The sequence below is a fragment of the Pseudomonas chlororaphis genome (genome assembly GCF_001921865.1).
Lineage (GTDB): Bacteria > Pseudomonadota > Gammaproteobacteria > Pseudomonadales > Pseudomonadaceae > Aquipseudomonas > Aquipseudomonas chlororaphis_D.
In genome coordinates this window covers 1-23,075 of the sequence record NZ_MSCT01000015.1, presented here as the reverse complement: position 1 = coordinate 23,075, position 23,075 = coordinate 1, and the positions used below count along the sequence as shown (strand labels likewise).

Sequence of the window (23,075 nt, the reverse complement as noted above, 5' to 3'; positions counted from 1 at the left end):
AATGAGCTTTTTCGACAACCACCGGCTGTGTTGCTACGCCCTGGGCGTGGTGATCGCGGTCGGTGCCGCGGTGACGTTGGGCAATTACTATCGGCTGCAGGTCGAGGACGTCTACCAGGCCAGCCTCGACCTGCAGACCCGCGAGTACGCGGCGGATCTGCAGCGGTGGAAGTCCGACGGCTTCGCCATTGGCGCACTGTCGATCCTGGGGCGCCACACCCCGTCGCTCAAGCGGGTGATCCAGGACCCGGCACCCTCGGCCGAACTGATGGAGCGGGCGGTGATCCCGCTGAAAACCCTGTCCATGGTGGTGGGCGCCAACCACGCCTTCCTGCTCAATCGCGAGGGGGTGATCGTCGCCGCCTACGATCAGCAGGGCCAGGCGCCGCTGGGGGCGAACCTGGCCTTCAGGCCTTACTTCAAGGTGGCCCTCAAGGGCGGCAGCAGCGTCTACGGGGCGATCAGCAGCAGCACCGGCACGCGCATGTTCTACATGGCGGTGCCGGTCTACGAATCGCGCTCGCGCCAGGACAAGGTGATCGGCGTGCTGGTGGCGCGTTTCGACGCCAGCCTGCTCGACGCCAGCCTGGGCAAGCAGTACGGCGAAGACCGCAAGCTGATCCTCTCGCCCGGCGGCGTGGTGCTGGCCGCCAGCGTCCCGGAGTTTCTGCTCAAGGCCGACCGCGCCTGGGCGCAGGACGAATTCACGGGCGAAGTCCGCCGCCAGTTCGGCGACTACCCGTTCGTGGGTGGGGTGCCCGAGCGCCTGCCTTTCGACACCCAGCGGCCGGTGGTCCGGCTGGACGGCCGGCGCTATAGCCTGTCCCGGGTCGATTTCGACTGGAACGACCCGAGCGGCCCCTGGACCCTGATCACCCTGGGCGACCTGGACACGGTCCTGCCCGCCGAACAGGTGCTGCTGATCAAGGGCGTGAGCGCCGTGGTGTTCCTGCTGCTGTTGTGGGGCGGCCTGCGGCGCCTGGCCGACGCCCGCCAGCACAAGCGCGACGTGACGCAGATCGAACAGAGCGAACGACGTCTGGACATGGCGTTGCAAAGCGGCGCGCTGGGGTTGTGGGACTGGAACGTCAGCCTCGGGATCGTCATCAACAACGACGTCTGGCTGCGGATTCTCGGCTACAGCAAGCAGGAGCTGGACCAGACCTTTGGCAACGGCCTGGACCGCTGGGCCTGCCTGGTGCATCCGCAGGACCGCGAGCCGGTCCTGGCCCGGCTCAAGGCGCACCTGGACAACCAGACCGACGAGTACCGCGCCGAGTACCGCATGCGCAGCAAAAGCGGGCGCTGGCTGTGGGTGCTGGACATCGGCAAGGTCATGCAGCGCGATGCCGCCGGCGCGCCGGCGCGGGTCACCGGGGTGCTGCAAGACATCACCCACGCGGTGGAAGTGCAGCGCGCCATCGTCGACAGCCAGACCAAGCTGCAATCGATGATCGCCAACATTCCGGGGGTGGTGTTCCGCAGCCTGCCGGACGCCGCGCGGACCATGGTGTTCGTCAGCGACGCCATCGACGGTCTGAGCGGCTTTAGCGCGGCGCATTTTCTTTCCGGGCACAGTTACCGAGAGCTGGTGCACCCCGACGACCTGGAGATTTTCGAGCGCGGCCTGGGCTGCGCCAGCTACATGCTCGAATACCGGATCGTCACCGCCAGCCAGGAGGTGCGCTGGGTCTACGACAAGGGCCAGACGATCGTCGTGGACGGTGTGCCGCAGTACCTGGACGGGGTGATTTTCGACATCAGCGAGCGCAAGGCGGTCGAGGCTCAGGTCCAGCAATCGCGACGTGACGCGGAGTTGGCGACCCAGGCCAAGTCGGAGTTTCTCGACAGCATGTCCCATGAGATCCGCACGCCGCTGAACGCGATCATCGGCATGGCCCATCTGGTGCTGGACATGCCCATGGCGCAGGCGCAGCGCGACAGCATCGAGAAGATCGACCGGGCGGCGAAGAACCTGGTGGGCACGATCAACGGCGTGCTCGACCTGTCGAAGATCGAGGCCGGCAAGCTGAGCATGGAACAGGTGTGTTTCAACCTGCGGGAACTGGTGGACGACGTGTTGCTGTTGGTGCGCCAGCGCGCGGAAGAAAAGGGCTTGCAGCTGCGCCTGGACATTCCGGCGCTGCTGCCGCGGCGTTATGTCGGCGATCCGCTGCGCCTGGCCCAGGTGCTGACCAACCTGGTGGACAACTCGATCAAGTTCACCGAGGCCGGCCATGTCTGCATCGGCGTGTGCCTGGTGCGCCAGTGGAACGACAAGGTCCTGCTGTGCTTCAGCGTCACCGACACCGGGGTCGGCATCAGCGCCGAGCAGCAGGCGCGGCTGTTCAACGCCTTTGTCCAGGCCGACCTGTCGATCAGCCGGCGTTACGGCGGCAGCGGCCTGGGGCTGACCATCGCGAAAAAGATCGTGCAGATGATGCAGGGCGACATCTGGGTGCAAAGCCGCCCGGGGCAGGGCGCGATGTTCAAGTTCACCGTGCAGTTGAGCCTGCCGCAGCCGCAACTGGCGGCGGCCGTGCTGGAGGGCGACGCACCGGCGACGGCGGTGTTCGCCGGTTCGAGCGGCGGGGCGGCGGGCTTGTGCACGGTCAACGACTACGCCCGGTTGCTGGCGGGCACGCGGGTGCTGGTGGTCGAGGACAACCGGCTGAACCAGGACGTGTTGCAGGGCCTGCTGCTGCGCGCCGGGGTACGGGTGGCGCTGGCCGCCAACGGCGCCGAGGCTTTGCGGCGGTTGCTCGAAGACGGCCGCTTCGACGGGGTGCTGATGGATTGCCAGATGCCGGTGCTGGACGGCTACGGCACCACGCGGCAGATTCGCCGGCACCCGCACTTGCAGGCGCTGCCGATTATCGCGGTGACCGCCAGCAGCGAGGATGAGGTCCAGGGCCGGGCGCTGGCGGCCGGCATGAGCGACCTGGTCAGCAAGCCGCTGGACGTCTCGGCGTTCTATCGGACCCTGGTGCGCTGGATCAAACCGCTGGCCGTGGCGCCGGACGATATCCGCCCCTGCAGCGCCGCCAGCCCCTCGATGCCGGCCTACCCGGGGATCGACGCGGCGCTCGGGTTGGCGATGGTCAATCAGGACCAGGGCCTGTACCAGAAGCTGCTGGCGGACTTTCGCGACGACCAGCAACGACTCACCGAGCGCCTGTGGCTCGCCCATGGGGCCGGCGACCTGCACACCATCGGCTTTCTCGCCCACAGCCTGCAGGGCACCGCCGGGCACATCGGCGCCACGGCGCTCAGGCAGGCCGCCCGGCACCTGGAGCAGCAGTGCGGCGGGCAGGCCGACCTTGGGCCCGCGATCCGCCAGCTGGAGCGCTGCCTGCAACCGCTGCTGGCTGGCCTCAAGGCGCTGCCCGCGGCGCAGGTCGAGTTGCCGGCGGGTGAGCACCCGCTGTCGGACGCCGAGCTAGGGCCGCAGCTGGAGCGCCTGGCGGTGCTGCTGCATGAGCAGAATGCGCAGGCGCTGACGCTGATCGACGAGCTGTGCCGGCAGGCCCCGGGCAGCGAGCTGCAAGGGATTCGCGAGCGGATCTACCGGCTGGAGTTCCAGCAGGCCCATGACTTGCTCATGGCGTGGCGCGGCTAGGGGCGGGCCGGGTCAGTTCGAGGTAGCGCGCCATGCGCGCCTCGCAATGCTCGACCAGGCAGCGATGCAGGGCCCGCAGCGCTTCGGTGATTTGCGAGCGGTGCGAGACCACCAGGCTCAGCGGCGCGGCGTCGCCCTGCCAGCCGGGTAGCAACGGTTGCAGGCGCCCGGCGAACAGGTCTTCGGCGACATTCAGCAGCGGCAGATAGACCACGCCCTGGCCGGCCACCGCCCAGCGCCGCGCGGCATCGCCGTCGTCGCAGCAGAAGTGCCCCTGCACCCGGACGTCCTCGACCTGCCCGGGCGCGTGGAAGCGCCAGCGGCTTTCCGGCCGGCCGATGCTGTGGCTGATGATGCACTCGTGCTCGGCCAACTGTTGCGGCGCGCTGGGCGTGCCGTGTTGCGCCAGGTAGCCGGGCGCGGCGCAGGCGATGAAGCGGTGTTGCTTGAGCACCGGCAGCTCGACCAGGTCCAGCGCCAGGCTTTTGCCAAAGCGCAGCGCCGCGTCGAAGCGGCCCTTGAGCAGGTCCTCTTCGCGGTCGCTCAACGCCAGCTTGATGTGCAGGCGCGGCCGTTCCTGCTTGAGCCGGGCGAGCAGGTCGAGCAGCAGGTTGCGGCCCAGGTCCGACGACACCGTGAGTTCCAGCATGCCGTCGTCGTGGGTCAGCGAGCGCTTGCCGTTGGCGAGAATCTTCAAGGCGTGCTGGGCGCTTTCCAGGTAGCGCATGCCCTCCGGGGTGAGCTTCATGGTGCGCGTGGAGCGGGTGAACAGGCGCACGCCGAGGCGGTTTTCCAGGCGCTTGAGCGCCAGGCTGGCGGCCGCCGGGGTGATCGACATGATGCGGGCGGCGGGCGACAGGCCCTGCAACTCGGCAATCAGCACGAACAGCTCGAGGTCGGCAAGGTTAGGCATTGGCGAGGCTCACTGTTCGTTCAACGGCCGAGAAAGGTCTGCGACGAATTCAGCAAGGCCGCCGAAAGCGCCTCGGGGCTGGCGCAGTGCGCGAAGCCGGGCTGGCGCTGCATCTGCCCCATGGCCTGGGCATGGCGCTGTTCAAGGGCGCCGCCGGGTTGCAACAGGGACAGGTGGTAATTCAGCGCCAGGGCGAACAGGTGCGCCGACACCGGCAGCCGGTCGAGGGTCGCCGGGTCGCTGTCGCCCTTGAGCAGCGCATCGGCATGGGTGAGTTTCCAGGCGAGGTTGAGGAGCGGGTCTTCCGGGTCGGCGTGGCCGAGAATTTCCTCGATCAGCATCCGGCTGCGCGGCAGGGCCTCGCCGAGGCCGCCGCCGGGCGGGTTGAGGCCCATCAGCGCCAGGCAGGCGGCGCCGCGCAAGGCCGCGGGGTCGCTCTGGGCCACGCCGCTGTCGAGCAGGATGGCCAGGGTGTCGAGCAGCGCCTCGAGGCGGATCAGCGGGTGGCCGGCCAGCTGCAGGGCCAGGGCGCTGACGAAGCCGTCGCGCATGTCGCTGCCCGCCGAGGGTTCGGCGGCCGGTTGCGGGCGGTGCAGGGGTTTGTCGCGGTAACCCAGTTGCGCCGCCACCCGGGCCAGCACCACGGGTGGCGAAATCGGCTTGGCGATGTAGTCGGCGGCGCCGAGCAAGAGGCCCAGGCGCTCGTCTTCGACGCTGCTGCGCGAGGTCAGGAAGATCACCGGGATGGCCGCGGTCGCCGGCTGGCTCTTGAGTTCGCTGAGGACCTGGAAGCCGTCCATCTCCGGCATCAGGATGTCGAGGATGATCAGGTCCGGGCTGGCGCTGCGGGCCAGGGCCAGGCCGCGCTCGCTGTTCTTCGCCAGCAGCACTTCGTATTCGGTCGTCAGGGTTTTCGAGAGCACGATCAACGACTGCGGATCGTCGTCGATCGCCAGGAGGGTGTACGGCTTGGGGACGTGCTCTGCGGGCATGGCGGGGGTGCCTGGACAAGATAGGGCGGCAGTCTATCTTATTTGACCGGGCGGTCGCGCTGGTGGATTGCCGCAGGCCGCGGCGGCGTCAGGGGTGAAAGGTGACGCGATCCTTGCCCGTATGCTTGGACTGGTACAGCGCCCGGTCAGCCTTGGCCAGCGCCTGGTTCAGGCTGTCGCCGTCCTCGACCCGGCTCAGGCCGATGCTGATGGTCACCGGGTAGCGGGTCACGGCTTCGCGCACGGTGTGGCACAGGCGGGCGGCGAGTTGCGCGACATCGTCGCGGCGCACGCCGTACAGGTAGATGGCGAACTCCTCGCCGCCCAGGCGGGCGTAATCGTAGTCGGCCATGACCGTGCGGATATCGACGGCCACCCGCTTGAGCACCTCGTCGCCGATGTCGTGGCCGTACTGGTCGTTGACCTTCTTGAAGTTGTCGATATCGATCATCGCCAGGTAGTGGTCGCGTTCGCGCGGCTGCACGGCCAGGCGTTCGCCGGCGCGGGTCATGAACGAGCGGCGGTTGGGGATCTCGGTCAGGGTGTCGAGGTAAGCCTGGTCGAGCAGGCGCTTGGACATGATGTAGGTGTGCAGCTTGGCCTGGCGCAGCTTGATGAAGCTGTAGAGGGTCAGCGCGGTGAGGAACAGCGCATAGAGCAGGAGCATGACGCCCTTGAGCTCCAGCACCGAGGTCTGGGTCATGATGAACGGGTCGAGCACCGCCCAGGTCAGCACGACGGTGGCGAAGAACGACCAGCGGCGCAGCGGCAGCACCGAGGCGCCGTAGAGCATGCTCGAGGCGCCGAGCACCAGCCAGCCGGGGCGCAGGTCCATCGGCAGGCCTTCGATCACCAGGCGGATGCCGGCGCCGATGATCAGCACGAAGAGCAGGTTCAACCATTGGAAGTGCCGGGCCTGCTTGATGAAGGCCAGCAGGATGGCGTGGATCGCCAGGACACTGAGAAACGCCATCGAATACAGGGTGAAACCCTGCTTGCCGAGGAAGCTGACGATCAGGTTGAACAGCAGCCAGACGCTGATGCTGGCGATGTAGATCAGCAGGCAGAAACCGCGCATGCGCTCGAAGTCGTACTGCGCGAACTCATCCTTGAGGGCGGGCGGCGTGGCCTGTTTCAACAGTTGCGCTTCAAGGGTCTTGAGCATGGCGGGCCTTGGCATGAGCGAGTGGGCGGGAGCGGTTGGCCGCCTGGCGAGCGCGGGCCGCGCAGGGCCCTGCTGCTGAATGAAAGCAGGGCGCCCGGCACTTGTCCAACGATGGCGCGGGCCGCCCTGAATGTGGCGAGGACGTGGCATTCGGGGCTGTGCTGAAGCGGGTTATTCCTTGCGCCGGGTCAACCCGGAGACGATCGCCACCAGCAACAGGCTGATGCCCCAGCCGATCAGGGTTTCGAGCCACACCAGAAAGCGGATGCTATGCCCCCAGTCCCAGTTCCAGAACTCCACCCAAGCGTTGGGGGAAGGGGTAGCCGTGATCGGTCCCCAGTCCTTCTCCTGTTGCAAATCGACCAATGACAACAGGATGTCCAGCGAATAGGCACCCGGGCTGAAACCGGTGTATTCACCGCGCAGGGCGTTGCAGGTGTACCAGTTGCCGATGCCTGATGGCAGTGGCGTATCGGGCGAGCGCTTGATCCAGCCTTCGCCATATTCCTTTCGACAGCTGGCATAGGCGCTGTTCTGGAACACCAGTGGGTTGCTGGGGGCGAACACGTTGTGTTCGACAGCGGCGTACCAGTAGAGGCTGGTGAAAAGCAGCCAGATACCCAGGATCCAGGCCAGCAGGCGCATGGGGCGATAACCGAAGCCGGTCAGGGCGCCATATAGAACGTGGGGGATCAGGCCCAGCCAGCGGGTTCCCCATGGCCAGTGGGCGGTTCTGTGACCGACCAATCCGGCCTTGCGCAGACGCTGCTCGAAAGCGATGCCAACTTCCCGGGCCTCTTCGAAGTGCCCCATCTTTTCAAAGACGTGTTTCAGTTGGAGCCAGGGTTGTGGCAGGAACCCGCTCTGCGAGCCTTTGAGGCCGTCTTTGCCTGCGCTGGACGGCGTTTGCGAATCAAGCCAGGCGATACGGTCCTTCGCCCTCAAGGGGGAGTCGGTGGTCAGGAAGTCGTAGGTAAAGCCGTTAAGGCCCAGCTCGTTACCCCAGGTCTTCGAGTCATCGTTCAGGGTTCGGACATGAGAGCCGCTGAAAGCCACATTCTGTAACGGATGTTCAAGTTGCGTGAGCATCAGTGTCCTACCGATGATCATGTTTTGCGCCATCAAGGAAAAGCTGCCGTTGCCGTCCAGATGATGCGAACCCTTCAAGCTCAATTGTCCGTCGATCCGCGCAGCGGTAAAACGAACCGTACCTATGGAGTGGAAACCAGCTGAAAGAAATACGCTGCCACTCACACGAGCCTTGTCCGCGTTCAAGGCAATGCCACCGGTGGCGGTAAAGGTACAGTTCGAGCACTTCAAGCCTTTCATTGTCGCGCTGTTCAAGCGTACTTCGCCCAGAGAACTGAACTCGTCTTCAAAGACGATATTTGCGTCGACCACACAGCGGTCAGCTTCTAGGGCATTGTGTCCTTTGCCATCGAGTTGGGCGCCACTGAATATCAACGACCCCGCGATTTTTGCGCCAATCAGGCAAATGGTGCCTTGGGAATGAAAGGCTCTCATCTCGAGTGACGATCGCACGCAGAGGTATTGAGCCGCGACGCCGGAAAACTGGCTGCCGCTCAAGTCTAGCCAGCCGTCGATCACGGTGTTTTCGAGCCGTATGCCCTCCTTGCACAAGCAATGGGTCAAACTGACATTGGTGGCGATTGCGGCCGAACTGAGGCGTAGGATGCCTTGAATGAATGCCCCTTCGAGGTGAATGCCATTCAGGTTTATGGGGTTCTCGTTATCCCCGCCAAGGATCAGGAATCTCAGAAAACTGGCACGAACGGTGTTTTCGGCCGTGGCTGCCGTCGGTCTTGTCTTGGCAATGCTGAACCTGGCTCCTGTCGTGGCGTAGGCCAGCAGTTTTTGTTCAGTCTTGTTCAAGGGTTTGTAATGCTGGAGTAGCCGATCTGCGGTAACCGCCATGGTTTTATTCCTGGACAAGGCTGAGGGCGGCAGTCAGCAAACATTGGGCCGGGGTGAATTCAGCGGAGGTAATTTGTTGTGTGACGCTATGACCAGCAGGAAGGGACGACGCGTAAAACATGAGCAGCAGAGGCATGAAAACTTCCGTGTAGAATCGCCAGTCGGCAAAAAAAGTGGCGTAATGCTATCGGCTTGCCGCTGCCAACAAAAGCACAAATCCGCGCTTTGCGAGGCGGGTACTAAAAATAGCCGGTGCCTCGATCGTTACTGAAATACCGCGCTGAATCCCGCGCGCCAACGCTACTTGTCCTTTCACCTGAGAGTTTCGAACAAATGGAATTGAGCCTGTCGTCCAGTCCATCGCGCCTTATCGCAGCCTGGCCAGCGCTGCCGTTGATCCTGGCCAGCCTGTTGTCCCTGGCCGGCTGCCAGACGCCCAAAAGTGTCGCGCCGGCCCCCGCGCCCAAGGCCGAGGAAACCTCGACACAGCAGAGAGCCCAGGCATTCGGCCGGCAATTCAGCGCGGTGCTGGTGCGTAATGCCGTGGCCGCCAACAGCCAGGCGCTGGAGGGTACGGTGGACCTGGTGGCGAAGATCGATCGCCAGAACCGCTTGGTCGCTTGCGAGATCCGACCCAATGCCCAGGCGTCCGCGGCTCCCGCCCTGGAGAGCCTGGCCCGGCAAGTGTGCTGGGACAGCGTGTTTCCCGAGGTGCCGGCGGAGATGTACGGGCCCGAGAAGGTGCAGGTGATCGTGGCGCCGCTGGTGTTTCCGGCCCTCGACGAGTCTGAGCGCCAGTCGCGGGCGCGGGCGGTCGAAGCCTATGAACGAAGCCGCTTCTTCTGGGCCCAGGGCCTGGGCAAAGAGCGCTTCGACAGCATTGGCAGGGCGCACCTACGGTTTGTCGCCGATGCCCAGGGGCAGGTGCAGGAGTGCCTGGTGAACCTCAACCCGGTTGAGGAACGCTGGAGCGCGTTCAAGCCGGACAGCGCCCTGCAAGCGCGCCTGACCGCGCAGTGCAAACAGATCAACCTGCGGCAGATGCCCGGCTTCGCGCTCGACGAAACCGGCCTGGCGCATGGCAGCGTGATGGTCGAATACGCACCCTGGAAAGGCGGCTCGCAGCACCGTTGACTGCGGCCTTTCCCTGTAGGAGCGAAGCTTGCTCGCGATAAATCGCTAACGAAGACGCGGAGTACCTGGCTACCTCCGCTGCGCTGATCGCGAGCCATCGAGCGTCGACCGGCGGCTCCTACAGGGTATATATCGATGCGTTCAGGGATCGACCTGGGCCATCAGTTCCGGGATCGATTCCGGGCGTTTCGCGTAGCGCTGGGCCAGCATCGCGCAGACCATCAGCTGGATCTGGTGGAACAGCATCAGCGGCAGGATCAGCACGCCCATGGTGCTGCCGGCGAACAGCACCTGGGCCATGGGCACGCCCGTGGCCAGGCTCTTTTTCGAGCCGCAGAACAGAATGGTGATGCGGTCTTCCTGATTGAAGCCGAAGAGCCGGCTCAGCAGGCTGGAAGCCAGCAGCGCCAGGGCCAGCAACACGCAGCAGGCCACCACCAGCCCGCCCAGCTCCCACAATGGGATCTGGTGCCAGATGCCCTCGTTCACCGCCTCGCTGAACGCGCCGTAGACCACCAGCAGGATCGAACCCTGGTCGACGAACTTCAGCCAGTTCTTGTTACGGCCCACCCAGGCGCCGATCCAGCGGCGGGCGATCTGCCCGGCAATGAACGGCAGCAGCAATTGCACGCTGATCTTGAGGATGGCATCCACCGTCGAGCCGGCGTCGCCGTGCACGTTCAGCAGCAGGGTCACCAGCAGCGGGGTGAGGAAAATCCCGAACAGGCTGGAGGCCGCCGCGCTGCAGATCGCCGCCGGTACGTTGCCCCGCGCCAGGGAGGTAAAGGCAATCGCCGACTGCACCGTGGCGGGCAGGGCGCAGAGGTAGAGCATGCCCAGGTACAGCTCGTTGCCGATCAGCGGCGACAGCAGCGGCTTGAGCGCCAGCCCGAGGATCGGGAACAGCACGAAGGTCAGGCTGAACACCAACAGGTGCAGGCGCCAGTGGCCGGCGCCGGCGATGATCGCCTCGCGCGACAGCTTGGCGCCGTGGAGGAAAAACAGCAGGGCGATGGCGGCGTTGGTCAGCCAGCCGAAACCCACGGCCACCTGGCCGCTGGCGGGCAGGAAGCTGGCCAGCAGCACCACGCTGATCAGGGTCAGGGTGAAATTGTCGGGCAGAAGGCGTGAACGGCTCATAGCGGAATCATCCAGGGGTTGCCAGGGCGGTCGGGCGACTCTAACGTGATGCGGGCCTGCCGACTAACGCCAATGAGCCAGCAAATGCCGCCTAAAGGACATGAAAAGATCGTCCGCCGCAGTATTCCCGGTCTGCCGAGCCTGCCGCGACCGGTGTACGGGCGCACCGAATCCCTGCCCAACCGCGCCCTGACCCGACGCCACAGCCACCCTTGGGTGCAGTTGTCCTACGCCATCCAGGGCGTGCTCGAAGTGCAGACCAGCGCCGGGCGTTTCATCGCCCCGCCGCAGCGCGCGGTGTGGATTCCCGCCGGCATGCCGCACAAGGTGTCCAGTTCGCCGCGCACCGAAATGCGCAGTCTCTACCTGGATTGCCGGGTCACCGCCTGGGCCGGCGAGACCTGCCAGGTGCTGGCGGTCAGCAGCCTGCTGCGCGAATTGATCCGCGCCTTCAGCGAGCTGCCGGTGGAATACGCCGAAGACGGTGCCGACGGCCGCCTGGCCCAGGTCCTGCTGGACCAGCTGGCCGCCGCGCCGCAGTTGGACCTGATGCTGCCGCTGCCCCAGGACCCGCGCCTGCGGCAGATCTACCGCAGCCTGCAAGCCCATCCGGACCAGCCAACCACCCTGGGGCAGTGGAGCGAGAAACTCGCGGTGTCGGAGAAGACCCTGAGCCGGCTGTTCTTGCAGGACACCGGCTTGACCTTCCGCGCCTGGCGCCAACGCCTGCGCCTGCTGGGCGCCCTGACCCCGCTGGAGCAGGGCGAGCGGGTCACGGACGTGGCGCTGGCCTGCGGCTACGACTCGACCTCGGCCTTTATCGCCGCGTTTCGCCAGCAGTTCGAGGCCACGCCCGGCGAATTCTTCCGTCAGTAACTGTAGGAGCGAGCTTGCTCGCGATGACGCCGTCCCTGACTCACCGCGGCGCCTGCATCGCCAGCAAGCTGGCTCCTACAGGTTTGGCGGTGGCCGCGACGGTGGCGTTGTACCCGATCCCTTGTAGGAGCGAGCTTGCTCGCGATGACGTCATCCCTGACCGACCGCGGCGCCCGCATCGCCAGCAAGCTGGCTCCTACAGGTTTGGCGGCGCTCGCGACGGCGGCGTTGTACCCGATCCCTTGTAGGAGCAGTCGGTCGACGCTCGATTGCTCGCGATAGCGTTGATGGCCGCAACTTCACTCGGCGCTCTCGTCGCCTTAGGCCAGCGTCAACCGCTCGGCCCTGGCCGGCGCGGCCACCGCCAGCGGCGCGAAACTATGGGACTGGGCCATGTTCCACATGCGCGCATAGAACTCCGAACTGATCGGCCGTTGCAGCAACTCGCCGGGTTCGAGGAACACGTGGATCTGCGAAAACAGCCTGACCTCGGTGGTGGTCAGGCGTCGCACCAGGTGCTTGGCCTGCAACTGCGCGGGGTGCTCGAGGCCGGCGGCGCTGAGCATTTCGCCGAGGGCAACCAGGGTGTTGCGATGGAAGTTGTGTACCCGTTCGGCCTTGTCGGTGACCTGCAACGCCTGCTGGCGCAGCGGGTCCTGGGTGGCGACGCCGGTCGGGCATTTGTTGGTGTGGCAGCTTTGCGACTGGATGCAGCCGATGGCGAACATGAAGCCGCGCGCGGCGTTGACCCAGTCGGCGCCGATGGTCAGCACGCTGGCGATGTCGAAGGCGCTGATGACCTTGCCGCTGGCGCCGAGCTTGATCTGTGAGCGCAGGCCGGCGCCGACCAGGGTGTTATGCACGAACAACAGGCCCTCGCGCATGGGCATGCCGATATTGTCGGTGAACTCCCGGGGCGCTGCGCCAGTGCCGCCTTCCTTGCCGTCGACCACGATAAAGTCCGGTTGGATGCCAGTCTCGAGCATGGCCTTGACGATGGCCATGAACTCCCAGGGATGGCCCACGCAGAACTTGAACCCCACCGGTTTGCCGCCGGACAGGTTGCGCAGCTTGACGATGAATTCCAGCAGTTGCAGGGGCGTGCCGAACGCCGAGTGCCGGGCCGGCGATACGCAGTCGTGGCCCATCTGCACCCCGCGGGTCTGGGCGATCTCGGCGGTGACCTTGTGCTTGGGCAGGATCCCGCCGTGCCCCGGCTTGGCGCCCTGGCTGAGCTTGATCTCGATCATTTTCACCTGCGGGTGGCTGGCCTGTTCGGAGAAACGCTGGGCATCGAAATGACCGTCCAGGGTGCGGCAACCGAAGTAGCCGCTGCCGATTTCCCAGATCAGGTCGCCGGCGAATTCCTGATGATAGGGGCTGATGCTGCCTTCGCCGGTGTCGTGGGCGAAACCGCCGAGGCGGGCGCCTTTGTTCAGGGCGCGGATGGCGTTGGCGCTGAGGGCGCCGAAGCTCATGGCCGAGATGTTGAACACCGACGCGCTGTAGGGCTGCAAGCAATCCGGCCCGCCGACCACCACGCGGAACTGGCTGGGGTCGCAGGCATCGCTGGGCACCATCGAATGGCTGATGAACTCGAACCCGGGCTGGTAGACGTCGGCCAGGGTGCCAAAGGCCTTTTCCGCCGGCTGGTTCTTGGCGCGGGCGTAGACCATGGAGCGCTGCGAGCGGGAAAAGGGCAGTTGCTCGTCGTCGCCTTCGAGCAGGTACTGGCGGATTTCCGGGCGGATCGATTCGATCAGGTAACGGATATTGCCGATGATCGGGTAGTTGCGGCGCACCGCGTGATGGCGCTGCAACAGGTCGTTGAGGCCGATCAGGCTGAGCACTCCGGCGAGCACGACCAGCCCTTCGGCCCAGGGGTTGGCGGGCCAGTACGCCAGGCCGGACAAGGTAATGGCAAGGCAGACGATCAAGGTCGCGTAGCGACTGAGCAGCGATATTTTCATGGGGTTTCCTTGGGCGGATCGCGAGGTAGCGGTTCAGGCGTGCAGCGGGAAGGGCGGGGCCGGCTCAGTCCGAGTTACGGATTTGCCGGTAGCGTTCCTGCAGTTCCTGGCGCTGCTGCTTGCGCAGCAGGCCCTGGGCGTAGCGGCGTTGTTCGGTGGGCGTTTCCGGCACGAAGGCGCGCACCGGGTGCGGGCGCCCGTCGGGGTCGACGGCGACCATGGTGAAGTAGCAACTGTTGGTGTGGCGCACTGTGCGTTCGTGGATGTTTTCGGTCATCACCTTGACCCCGACCTCCATCGAGGTGTGCCCGGTGTAGTTGACCGAGGCGAGGAAGGTCACCAGTTCGCCGACGTGGATCGGCTCCTTGAAGATCACCTGGTCCACCGACAGGGTGACCACATAGCGCCCGGCATAGCGTTTGGCGCAGGCGAAGGCCACTTCGTCGAGCAGCTTGAGCAGGGCGCCGCCGTGCACGTTGCCGGAAAAGTTGGCTTTGTCGGGCGTCATGAGCACGCTCATGCTCAATTGATAACTGCCTGGTTCCATGGGCGACCTCATCAGTAAGCGATGCTGTCCTCAGGGGCAGGCTAGAGCCCCCGGGCAGCGTTTGGCTGGAGACCGGAGGGTAATAAGAACCCTAGATAGTTAGCTAGCTATCTTTTGAAATAAGCTAATGCCGAGATTGCAACAATGCTCGCGATTCGCCATCCGGCAGGGCTCACGCTTCCCCTGTAGGAGCAGCCGGTCGACGCTCGATTGCTCGCGATGGCGTCCGTCCTGGCGCTGCATCTTTTGGACGGTGTACCTATCCATTCCTGCGCTAACGGTCCTTTGCTGAGGACGGGTTCAGCCACATGGGTAACAGATTTGTTCAAGCACATGGGGAACACCGCGAACTCTGTAGCCGCTGCCGCAGGCTGCGATCGGGCGCTTGCGCCCGCCAAACCTGAATTCGCGATTTGGGCAGTGGAATAGGGGGCTGGCCTATATGGGGGGCTGCCGTAGCGAGGTGTGACGCCGACTTGTAGGAGCGAGCTTGCTCGCGATGGCGTCCGCTTTGGCGCTGCATTTTTTGGACGGTGTACATATCCGTTGCTGCGGTCACGGCGGCTTATGGTTTCGCCCTTACGGCGACTCACTTTTTTCAAACGCCAAAAAAGTAAGCAAAAACGCTTGCCCCCGCGTACGGCCCTCGCTGCGCTCGGGTTCCCTCGTTCCGGCGTCCCTCAGGGGGCATCGCCGCCGGCGATGTCCTCGACTGCGTCGAGGGGCGCTGCGCGCCAACCCCCTGATGAACACCTCCACTCAGCCTGCCGAAGGGGCGGGTGGATCAAGAGCTAGATCAAAAGCCAAAGCCAAAGCTGAGCAAGAGCAAAGGCTAGGGCGGTTGGGTTTAGGGTTCTGGGAGTTCCATTGCCCGTTGTTCAGCCAGGTGCAACACGTCGCATCCATCCTGCAACAACAAGGTTGCCACGCTGGAGAAGCGCATCAGGTCGAGATCATCGGCGTTGCGGCTGGTCATGCCGGACACGCTGTCCAGCATGTCCCGGGCAGCGCGAATGCGCAGGCCGGCGTAGGTCAGCAGGTCAAGCAAGGGGGCTTGCGGGTTGATAAAGGCGACGGGGTGGTCGGTGGTGTTGGAGGAGGTGAGGGGTTGGAAATCCATGACGATGACGCTCCATGAAGGAATTTTAGGGTGTGCTCATGGAGATTCGGACGGCCAAATCCGGTCGCAGAGTTGGGGGCGACGAAACGGAATATAGGAGGTGTATGACGGGGTAACAAGCTTGGAGAGCATGATTACATCCGATATAGAAACGCCTTACACGAGCCAGTGATCCATACGTCATTAGCGACTGAATAAATGGACGTAGCCGCATTCATTTCAGGTCGGCTCTCTATCTTCTCGGTGCTAGAAGTGTTGCCTGTCCCTCTGTCATCCCTCTCTTTCCCATGGCACACTCTTCGCTGATTTTCCGTTGTTGTATATTTTGTTCTGTTATAGCGGAATTAGTGCCTCCTGAAATTGCGCGAAACGCTTTTGGGGGCCGCTTGTTTTGGTCAATCTTCCCTTCACTAGGAGAACTTCCCATGAGCATCACTCGCTACGGCACCGGCAGCACCGCCGGCGGTGGCCAGCCCCGTCCTTTCGCTCGCGCTGTTGAGGCCGATGGTTGGTTGTATGTATCCGGTCAGGTGCCGGCCCTGGACGGCGAAATCATTACGGGCGGGATCGTTGAGCAGACGCATCAGACGATGCGCAATGTGGTGGCGATTCTGGAGGAGGCCGGCTATGGCCTGGAGGATGTGGTGCGGGTCGGGGTGTGGTTGGAGGACCCGCGGGATTTCTGGAGTTTCAACAAGGTGTTCGGCGAGTATTTCAAGCCGGAGCATGCGCCGGCGCGGGCTTGTGTGCAGGCCAACATGATGGTGGATTGCAAGGTTGAGATCGATTGCGTGGCGTACAAGAAGAAGGCCTGACGCGGATCGCAAACCTGTAGCCCTGTAGCCGCTGCCGAGCCTTGGCGAGGCTGCGAACGACCCCGGAGGGGGCGCGGCGATTTGAAGATCCTGCGCCCGCGTTGCGGTCGATCGCAGCCTGCGGCAGCGGCTACAGGGGCGCGGCAGTGCACCATTTGAAGGGGATTGTTTTGACATGACCGAAGACACCATCAAGCGCCGGGCCAAGGGCTTGGACCGGGCGTTCGATATTCTCGATTTCCTCAAGGAGATCGGCCAGCCGTTGCGGCCCAACGATATTGCCAAGGGCGTCGGCAGCCCCAAGTCGACGGTGTACGAGTTGGTGGCGTCTTTGCTGGAGCGGCGGATTCTCGAGCCGGTGGGCAAGGACGGGCATGTGTACCTGGGCCGGCAGTTGTACTTTCTCGGCCAGGCGCATTTGCGCCATTTCGACCTGACGCGGGAGGCCGATGCGGCCTTGCAGGAGATTGTCCGCCAGACCCGCGAGACCGCACAGATGTGCCTGCTCAACGGGCGCAAGTACACGGTGGCGCTGATGAAGGAGGGCGAGCGGCATTTTCGCATTTCCTCGAATATCGGCGAGCACGCGCCCATCCCCTGGACTGCCTCCGGGCGTCTGCTGCTGGGGCATTTGAGCGATGAGCAGATCGTCGAGATGATCGACGAGCGCGACTTCGTTCTGCCCGACGGCGAGCGTCTGCCGCTGGCGACTTTCTTGAAGGAAATCCGCCAGGCCACCGCGGAGGGTTTCTTCTCCTTCGACAGCGTGGCCGACACCTTTACCCATTGCTTCGCCGCCCCGGTGCGGGACGAAAACGGGGTGTGCGTCTGCACCCTGTGCATCGTCGCGCCGCGGGCCGATGCCCAGAACAATTACGCCGACTACCGCCGGGTGCTGATCGACAGCGCGAACAACCTGGCCCGGCGCATCAACGACTAGCGCCAGCCCTCTGCGGCCCTACTGTAAGGAGTTCGAACATGTCTTCTGCCTTGATCAACGCTGCCGTGGAAAAGGGCGCTGCCCAGCCCGGCGCCCATCTGTTGCGCGATGTCAGCCTGCCGGCCCTGGTGCTGCACCGCGAGGCCCTGGAACACAACATTCGCTGGATGCAGACGTTCGTCAGCGACAGCGGCGCCGAGCTGGCGCCCCACGGCAAGACCAGCATGACTCCGGCGCTGTTTCGCCGGCAGCTGGAGGCGGGCGCCTGGGGCATTACCCTGGCCACCGCGGTGCAGACTCGTGCGGCCTACGCCCACGGCGTGCGCCGGGTGTTGATGGCCAACCAGCTGGTGGGCACGCCGAACATGGCGCTGATCGCCGACTTGCTGGCCGACCCGGCGTTCGACTTCTATTGCATGGTCGATCACCCGGACAACGTCGCCGACCTGGGGGCGTTCTTCGCCTCCCGGGGCGTGCGCCTGAACGTGATGATCGAGTACGGCGTGGTCGGCGGCCGTTGCGGTTGCCGCAGCGAGCAGCAAGTGCTGGAGCTGGCGCGGGCGATCAAGGCGCAGCCGGCCTTGGCCCTGTGCGGCATGGAGGGTTACGAAGGGGTGATTCACGGCGAGCATGCCGTGAGCGGCATTCGTGCGTTCGCCGGGTCCCTGGTGCGCCTGGCGGTGCAACTGCAGGACGAGGGTTTGTTCGCCATCGCCAAGCCGATCATCACCGCGTCCGGCTCGGCCTGGTACGACCTGATCGCCGAGTCCTTCGAGGCGCAGAACGCCCAGGGACGTTTCCTCAGTGTGTTGCGCCCGGGCAGTTACGTGGCCCACGACCATGGCATCTATAAGGAAGCGCAGTGCTGCGTGCTCGACCGCCGCAGCGACCTGCACGAAGGTTTGCGCCCGGCGCTGGAGGTCTGGGCCCATGTGCAGTCCTTGCCGGAGCCGGGGTTCGCGGTGATCGCCCTGGGCAAGCGCGACGTGGCTTACGACGCCGGGCTGCCAGTGCCGTTGCTGCGTTACAAGGCGGGCGTGGCGTCGGGCATCGGCGACGATGTGAGTGCCTGCAAGGTGACGGCGGTGATGGACCAGCATGCGTTCATGACGGTGGCGCCGGGGGTGGAGTTGCGGGTCGGCGATATCATTTCGTTTGGGACTTCGCACCCGTGCTTGACCTTCGACAAGTGGCGTACCGGGTTGCTGGTGGATGAGGGGTTGCAGGTGGTGGAGAGCCTGGAGACCTGTTTCTAAGGCGGCCAGCGCCGCGTTGCGGCTGATCGCGAGCAAGCTCGCTCCTACAGGGGACAGTCTGTATCTGTAGGAGCGAGCTTGCTCGCGATAGGGCCGGTCCAAACACCCCATTTCCAGAGGCAAACCGATGACCTCCCATAAGCGCATCGCCCTGATCGGCGAATGCATGATCGAACTGCAACACCGCGCCGATGGCAGCCTGCAACAGAGCTTCGGCGGCGACACCTTGAACACTGCCGTGTACCTGGCCCGCGAGCTGGGCGCAGGCGCCACGGTGGATTACGTCACGGCCCTGGGCGATGACAGTTTCAGCGACGCGATGTGCCGCAGCTGGGCCGAGGAAGGCATCGGCCTGGGTATGGTCCAGCGCTTGCCGGGGCGTTTGCCCGGTTTGTACTGCATCCAGACCGACGCCCAGGGTGAGCGGCGTTTTCTCTACTGGCGCAACGAGGCGGCGGTGCGCGACTGTTTCACCACGCCGGCGGCCGAGCCGATCCTGGCGGCGCTGCCGGCGTATGACGTGCTGTATTTCAGCGGCATTACCCTGGCGGTGCTCGGTGAGCGGGGGCGCCAGAGGTTGCTCGAGACCTTGATCGAAGCGCGTCAGCGCGGCGCGCAGGTGGTCTTCGACAACAACTATCGGCCACGGCTGTGGGCCTCGGTGGAGCAGGCGCAGGCGGCGTATCGCCAGGTGCTGGAGCAGGTGGACCTGGCGTTGCTGACCGAAGACGACGAGCAGGCGTTGTTCGGTTTCAACGACAGCGCGGCGGTGTTCGCCGCTTACCCGCGGATTGCCGAGGTGGTGCTCAAGCGCGGCGCGGAGCCTTGCCTGATCCGCCGCGGCGGCGAGTCGTTCTCCGTGCCGGCGCAGCGGGTCGAGAAAGTGGTGGACACCACGGCGGCGGGGGATTCGTTCAGCGCGGCGTATCTGGCATGTCGTTTGAACGGCGGTAGCCCGGAGCGCGCGGCAGAGGCCGGGCATCGCCTGGCGAGCCGGGTGATCCAGGTGCCGGGGGCGTTGATCCCAAGAGCCTGAGCCGGCCTGTAGCCGCTGCCGAGCTACGGCGAGGCTGCGTCCGGCACCGCAGGGGCCGCAAAACCTGGCGACGCGGTCTGCCTGAACGATCGGGGATACTGCCTTTGCGCCGGCTGCGCCGTCGATCGCAGCCTCGCAGGCTCGGCAGCGGCTACAGGGGGGGGCGGTCGGCCGGTGTCAATCGCGGAAAAAGACTTGCACCAGGTGATAACCGAACTTGCTCTTGATCGGCCCGTGTACGGTGCGCAGGGGCTTTTTGAAGATCACCTGGTCGATAGCCCCGACCATCTGCCCGGGGCGCACTTCGCCCAGGTCGCCGCCGCGTTTGCCGGAGGGGCAGGTGGAGTATTTCTTCGCCAGCACGTCGAAGGCTTCGCCCTTGGCGATGCGCTGCTTGAGCTGTTCGGCTTCTTCGGCGGTTTTCACCAGGATGTGGCGGGCTTGGGCTTTCATGGGCAATGACCTTGCAACGGTGCGGACGGCGGGGGCGGATTATGCCTGAAATCAGCCATGCTGGCCGATCATGTCGCGGATCTTCTGCGCCAGCGCCTCGATGGAAAACGGCTTGGCCATCAGGTCCATGCCCGCGTCGAGAAAACCCTGGCGCTCGGCGGCTTTTTCCGCGTAGCCGGTCATGAACAGCACTTTGAGTTCCGGACGCTGTTGGCGGGCGATTTCCGCTAGCTGGCGGCCGTTCATGCCCGGCAGGCCAACGTCGGTCACCAGCAGGTCGATGCGCAAGTCGGACTCCAGCAACGGCAGCGCGCTCTTGGCGTCTTCGGCCTCGAAGGCGGTGTAGCCCAACTCGTTCAGCACGTTGACCACCAGCATGCGTACCGCCGGGTCGTCTTCCACCAGCACCACCGATTCGCCGGCCACCGCGTAAGGCGCGGCGCTGCTGGCCGGTGCCGCGTGGTCGGCCGGGGCGGCGCTGTGCAGGCGCGGCAGGTACAGGCGCACGCAGGTGCCCTGGCCCGGCTGGCTGGTGATGGTCAGGTGCCCGCCCGACTGTTGGGCGAAGCCGTAGATCATCGACAGCCCCAGGCCCGTGCCCTGGCCGATGGGCTTGGTGGTGAAGAACGGGTCGAAGGCCTTGGCCAGCACCCGCGGGCTCATGCCGGCGCCGTTGTCGCTGACGCCGAGCATCACGTAGTCGCCGGCCTTGACCGGTTCCAGGGTATTGAGGTCGCTGCCGTTGAGGTAGCTGTTGGCGGTCTCGATGGTCAGCACGCCGCCGTCGGGCATGGCGTCGCGGGCGTTGATCACCAGGTTGAGCAGGGCGTTTTCCAGTTGGCTGGCGTCGCTGTTGATCGTCCAGACGTTGGCGCCCAGGTTCATCTGCAACTCGATGTGTTCGCCCTTGGTGTGGCTGAACAGATCGTGCAGCGAGCGCACCAGCTGGTTCGGCTCCAACGGCCGGCGGTCCAGCGATTGCCGCCGCGAGAACGCCAGCAGCCGGTGGGTGAGGGCGGCCGCGCGCTTGGCCGAGGACATCGCGGCGTCGGTGAAGCGGCCGATCTCGGCGCTGCGGTCGTTGTCGATGTAGCGCTGCATCAGTTCCAGGCTGCCGATGATGCCGGTGAGCATATTGTTGAAGTCGTGGGCGATGCCGCCGGTGAGCTGGCCCACGGCTTCCATTTTCTGCGCGTGGCGCAGGGCGTCCTCGGCGCGCTCGCGCTCGAACATTTCGTTTTGCAGGCGCTGGTTGGCGGTGGCCAGCGCCTCGGTGCGCTGGTTGACCCGTTCTTCCAGGGTTTCGTTGAGGTTGCGCAAGGCTTCCTCGGTTTGCCGGCGCTCGGTTTCGTCGATCACGAAAATGTAGAAACCGTTGATCGCGCCGTCGCCGCCGTAGCGCGGCAGGTACTTCATCAGGGCATGCCGCGCGCGGCCGTCGCGGTGCGGCGAATTGGCTTCGAAGCTGCAGGGCTTGCCGGCCAGGGCGGCGGCGATCTTGTCGGCGCGGGTGGCGTAGATCTCGTCGCCCACCACCTCGCGAATCGTCCGGCCGTACAGCTCCTGCGGGGTCAGGCCGTACCAGTCGAGGTAGGCGCTGTTGTTCAGGCGAAAGCGCTCTTCGCGGTCGACGTAGCCGATCAGCACCGGCATGGCGTTGATGATCAGCTGCAACTCGGTCTGGCCCTGGCGCAGCGCCTGTTCCATCTGTTTGCGGTCGGTCAGGTCCAGGGCCGCACCGAGGAAGCGCACCGGTCGCCCGTGGTGGTCCTTGTAGCAGCGCCCGCGGGCGAACACCCAACGGATCTCGCCGTTGGCCTGTTGCAGGCGGTATTCCTCGGCGTATTCGGTGCCGTGGGTGATGCAGTGCTTGATGCTGCGCGCCACCATGCCGCGATCTTCCGGGTGCACGCCCTTGAGGTATTCGCTGATGGGCAGTTGCCCGGCCAGGGCCGGGTCGACGCTGTGCAACTGGGCGAAGTGGGCGTCGGCGATAAAGCGGTCCTCGCCGATGTCCCAATCCCAGGTGCCGACCGCGTCGGTCGCCGCCAGCGCCAGTTGCAGGCGCTCTTCGGTTTCGTGCTGGGCCTTGAGGCTGGCGGCGGAGCGTTGTTCCAGTTCCAGGGCAACGCGGCGGCGCTCGTTGGTCTCGATGCTGGTGACCAGGATCCCGGCCACCGCGCCGCTTTCGTCGCGGATCGGGCTGTAGGTCAGGTCCAGCCACACCTCCGTCGCGCGGCCATGGCGCTGCAGGGTGAAGGGTTTTTCGCTGAAGCTGCGCACCTGGCCTTGCAGCACGGCGCTGTAGATCGGCGCGGTGAAGTCCTCGAACTCCGGCCAGGTCAGGTGCGTCGGCTGGCCGAAGCCGCCGGGGTGCTTGTTGCCGGCCAGCAGGGCGAAACCGTCGTTGTAGATCTGCGTCAGCTGCGCGCCCCACAACAGCAGCATCGGCATCGGCGCGTGGACCACGATGTCTACCGCGGTGCGCAAGCTCTGCGGCCAGCGGTCGACCGCGCCCAGGGGCGTGGCGGCCCAGTCCAGCCGGGCAATCAGGGTTTCGGCTTCGCTGGCGGAGGAGGGAGCGTTCATATCGGGGTGTCATCTGTCTGCGCGTGGGTGTGACGGGTATTTCACCCGCTTTTGTCGCGGATGGCCAGTTTGGGGGGGCAGGTGAGATGGGCGGTGGGCAGGTCCGGCCTCTCGCGGGCAAGCCTCGCTCCTACAGAAGAACGCGCTCTTGTGTAGGAGCGAGGCTTGCCCGCGATAAGGCTTTCCAGGCTAGCTGCGCAATTCCGGCCGATCGCGAAACTGCTCCAGCGCCTCGGGGTTGGCCAGGGCGTCGGTGTTTTTCACCGGCAGGCCGTGTACCACGTTGCGCACCGCCAGTTCGACGATCTTGCCGCTGATGGTCCGCGGGATGTCGCTGACCGCGAGGATCTTCGCCGGCACATGGCGCGGCGTGGTGTTGGCGCGGATCACCTGGCGGATCTGCTCTTGCAGGGCGTCGTCCAGCGGCAGGCCATCGCGCAGGCGCACGAACAGCACCACCCGCACATCGCTGTCCCATTGCTGGCCGATGGCCAGGCTTTCCACCACGGCTTCGAGTTTCTCCACCTGGCGGTAGATTTCCGCGGTGCCAATGCGTACGCCGCCGGGGTTGAGTA

General features: G+C 65.1%; 18 protein-coding genes. 7 read left to right on the top strand and 11 right to left on the bottom strand.

Going from position 1 to position 23,075, the window contains the following annotated elements; translation table 11 throughout:
- Nucleotide 1 precedes the first annotated feature (1 nt).
- Nucleotides 2–3,619, top strand: coding sequence for a PAS domain-containing protein (locus tag BTN82_RS17575; RefSeq protein ID WP_075120397.1), 3,618 nt, complete (start codon nt 2–4; stop codon nt 3,617–3,619).
- Here BTN82_RS17575 and BTN82_RS17570 read toward each other — a convergent pair.
- From BTN82_RS17570 to BTN82_RS17555, 4 genes are all read right to left on the bottom strand, one after another.
- Nucleotides 3,600–4,532, bottom strand: coding sequence for a LysR family transcriptional regulator (locus BTN82_RS17570; protein ID WP_075120396.1), 933 nt, complete (start codon nt 4,530–4,532; stop codon nt 3,600–3,602). The genes BTN82_RS17575 and BTN82_RS17570 overlap by 20 nt on opposite strands.
- A 20-nt stretch (nt 4,533–4,552) precedes the next feature.
- Nucleotides 4,553–5,524, bottom strand: coding sequence for a two-component system response regulator (locus tag BTN82_RS17565; protein WP_075120395.1), 972 nt, complete (start codon nt 5,522–5,524; stop codon nt 4,553–4,555).
- A gap of 88 nt (nt 5,525–5,612) precedes the next feature.
- Nucleotides 5,613–6,689: a GGDEF domain-containing protein gene (locus BTN82_RS17560; RefSeq protein ID WP_075120394.1), complete on the bottom strand. Its 1,077-nt coding sequence runs from the start codon at nt 6,687–6,689 to the stop codon at nt 5,613–5,615.
- 171 nt (nt 6,690–6,860) lie between these two features.
- Nucleotides 6,861–8,624, bottom strand: coding sequence for a hypothetical protein (locus BTN82_RS17555; RefSeq protein ID WP_075120393.1), 1,764 nt, complete (start codon nt 8,622–8,624; stop codon nt 6,861–6,863).
- A 333-nt stretch (nt 8,625–8,957) separates the two neighbouring features.
- On the opposite strand from BTN82_RS17555, the gene BTN82_RS17550 reads away from it, so the two are divergent.
- Nucleotides 8,958–9,758, top strand: a complete 801-nt coding sequence (locus BTN82_RS17550; RefSeq protein WP_075120392.1) for a hypothetical protein — start codon at nt 8,958–8,960, stop codon at nt 9,756–9,758.
- A 141-nt stretch (nt 9,759–9,899) separates the two neighbouring features.
- On the opposite strand, the gene BTN82_RS17545 is transcribed toward BTN82_RS17550, so the two are convergent.
- Nucleotides 9,900–10,898 (bottom strand): bile acid:sodium symporter family protein, encoded by a 999-nt coding sequence (locus BTN82_RS17545; RefSeq protein ID WP_075120391.1) that lies wholly within the window; start codon nt 10,896–10,898, stop codon nt 9,900–9,902.
- Nucleotides 10,899–10,982: 84 nt separating this feature from the next.
- Here BTN82_RS17545 and BTN82_RS17540 point away from each other — a divergent pair, with 84 nt between their 5' ends.
- Nucleotides 10,983–11,774 carry an AraC family transcriptional regulator gene (locus BTN82_RS17540; RefSeq protein ID WP_075120390.1) on the top strand — a complete coding sequence of 264 codons (792 nt, stop codon included), beginning with the start codon at nt 10,983–10,985 and terminating at the stop codon, nt 11,772–11,774.
- Nucleotides 11,775–12,094: 320 nt separating this feature from the next.
- On the opposite strand, the gene BTN82_RS17535 is transcribed toward BTN82_RS17540, so the two are convergent.
- The 3 genes from BTN82_RS17535 to BTN82_RS17525 form a co-directional block, all read right to left on the bottom strand.
- A complete protein-coding gene (locus BTN82_RS17535) occupies nt 12,095–13,744 on the bottom strand; it encodes an FMN-binding glutamate synthase family protein (RefSeq protein ID WP_075120389.1) in 1,650 nt (549 codons plus the stop codon).
- 64 nt (nt 13,745–13,808) lie between these two features.
- Complete coding sequence (locus BTN82_RS17530; protein WP_075120388.1) at nt 13,809–14,291, bottom strand: acyl-CoA thioesterase; 483 nt, start codon at nt 14,289–14,291, stop codon at nt 13,809–13,811.
- An 847-nt stretch (nt 14,292–15,138) separates the two neighbouring features.
- A complete protein-coding gene (locus tag BTN82_RS17525) occupies nt 15,139–15,411 on the bottom strand; it encodes a hypothetical protein (RefSeq protein WP_075120387.1) in 273 nt (90 codons plus the stop codon).
- 425 nt (nt 15,412–15,836) lie between these two features.
- On the opposite strand from BTN82_RS17525, the gene BTN82_RS17520 reads away from it, so the two are divergent.
- The 4 genes from BTN82_RS17520 to BTN82_RS17505 all read left to right on the top strand — a co-directional run bounded on the left by BTN82_RS17520 (nt 15,837) and on the right by BTN82_RS17505 (nt 19,458).
- On the top strand, nt 15,837–16,226 hold the full coding sequence (locus BTN82_RS17520; RefSeq protein WP_075120386.1) for a RidA family protein: 390 nt from the start codon (nt 15,837–15,839) through the stop codon (nt 16,224–16,226).
- A 175-nt stretch (nt 16,227–16,401) separates the two neighbouring features.
- Nucleotides 16,402–17,166, top strand: a complete 765-nt coding sequence (locus BTN82_RS17515) for an IclR family transcriptional regulator (RefSeq protein WP_075120385.1) — start codon at nt 16,402–16,404, stop codon at nt 17,164–17,166.
- Between the two features lie 38 nt (nt 17,167–17,204).
- Entirely contained in the window at nt 17,205–18,422 is a 1,218-nt protein-coding gene (locus BTN82_RS17510; protein WP_075120384.1) for an amino acid deaminase, read from the top strand.
- A 127-nt stretch (nt 18,423–18,549) separates the two neighbouring features.
- Complete coding sequence (locus tag BTN82_RS17505) at nt 18,550–19,458, top strand: sugar kinase (protein WP_075120383.1); 909 nt, start codon at nt 18,550–18,552, stop codon at nt 19,456–19,458.
- Nucleotides 19,459–19,635: 177 nt separating this feature from the next.
- On the opposite strand, the gene BTN82_RS17500 is transcribed toward BTN82_RS17505, so the two are convergent.
- The 3 genes from BTN82_RS17500 to BTN82_RS17490 form a co-directional block, all read right to left on the bottom strand.
- Nucleotides 19,636–19,911 (bottom strand): peptidylprolyl isomerase, encoded by a 276-nt coding sequence (locus BTN82_RS17500; RefSeq protein ID WP_011061856.1) that lies wholly within the window; start codon nt 19,909–19,911, stop codon nt 19,636–19,638.
- Nucleotides 19,912–19,962: 51 nt separating this feature from the next.
- Nucleotides 19,963–22,500 (bottom strand): PAS domain-containing sensor histidine kinase, encoded by a 2,538-nt coding sequence (locus BTN82_RS17495; protein WP_075120382.1) that lies wholly within the window; start codon nt 22,498–22,500, stop codon nt 19,963–19,965.
- Nucleotides 22,501–22,689: 189 nt separating this feature from the next.
- Nucleotides 22,690–23,075, bottom strand: a 386-nt coding sequence (locus BTN82_RS17490; protein WP_410002823.1) for an AMP-binding enzyme, incomplete at its 5' end; no start/stop codon positions are given.

Excerpts from the sequence above, each read along its gene's own strand:
- BTN82_RS17575 (WP_075120397.1), top strand. The coding sequence starts at position 2 with ATGAGCTTTTTCGACAACCACCGGCTGTGTTGCTACGCCCTGGGCGTG.
- BTN82_RS17570 (WP_075120396.1), bottom strand. The coding sequence starts at position 4,532 with ATGCCTAACCTTGCCGACCTCGAGCTGTTCGTGCTGATTGCCGAGTTG.
- BTN82_RS17565 (WP_075120395.1), bottom strand. The coding sequence starts at position 5,524 with ATGCCCGCAGAGCACGTCCCCAAGCCGTACACCCTCCTGGCGATCGAC.
- BTN82_RS17560 (WP_075120394.1), bottom strand. The coding sequence starts at position 6,689 with ATGCTCAAGACCCTTGAAGCGCAACTGTTGAAACAGGCCACGCCGCCC.
- BTN82_RS17555 (WP_075120393.1), bottom strand. The coding sequence starts at position 8,624 with ATGGCGGTTACCGCAGATCGGCTACTCCAGCATTACAAACCCTTGAAC.
- BTN82_RS17550 (WP_075120392.1), top strand. The coding sequence starts at position 8,958 with ATGGAATTGAGCCTGTCGTCCAGTCCATCGCGCCTTATCGCAGCCTGG.
- BTN82_RS17545 (WP_075120391.1), bottom strand. The coding sequence starts at position 10,898 with ATGAGCCGTTCACGCCTTCTGCCCGACAATTTCACCCTGACCCTGATC.
- BTN82_RS17540 (WP_075120390.1), top strand. The coding sequence starts at position 10,983 with ATGCCGCCTAAAGGACATGAAAAGATCGTCCGCCGCAGTATTCCCGGT.
- BTN82_RS17535 (WP_075120389.1), bottom strand. The coding sequence starts at position 13,744 with ATGAAAATATCGCTGCTCAGTCGCTACGCGACCTTGATCGTCTGCCTT.
- BTN82_RS17530 (WP_075120388.1), bottom strand. The coding sequence starts at position 14,291 with ATGGAACCAGGCAGTTATCAATTGAGCATGAGCGTGCTCATGACGCCC.
- BTN82_RS17525 (WP_075120387.1), bottom strand. The coding sequence starts at position 15,411 with ATGGATTTCCAACCCCTCACCTCCTCCAACACCACCGACCACCCCGTC.
- BTN82_RS17520 (WP_075120386.1), top strand. The coding sequence starts at position 15,837 with ATGAGCATCACTCGCTACGGCACCGGCAGCACCGCCGGCGGTGGCCAG.
- BTN82_RS17515 (WP_075120385.1), top strand. The coding sequence starts at position 16,402 with ATGACCGAAGACACCATCAAGCGCCGGGCCAAGGGCTTGGACCGGGCG.
- BTN82_RS17510 (WP_075120384.1), top strand. The coding sequence starts at position 17,205 with ATGTCTTCTGCCTTGATCAACGCTGCCGTGGAAAAGGGCGCTGCCCAG.
- BTN82_RS17505 (WP_075120383.1), top strand. The coding sequence starts at position 18,550 with ATGACCTCCCATAAGCGCATCGCCCTGATCGGCGAATGCATGATCGAA.
- BTN82_RS17500 (WP_011061856.1), bottom strand. The coding sequence starts at position 19,911 with ATGAAAGCCCAAGCCCGCCACATCCTGGTGAAAACCGCCGAAGAAGCC.
- BTN82_RS17495 (WP_075120382.1), bottom strand. The coding sequence starts at position 22,500 with ATGAACGCTCCCTCCTCCGCCAGCGAAGCCGAAACCCTGATTGCCCGG.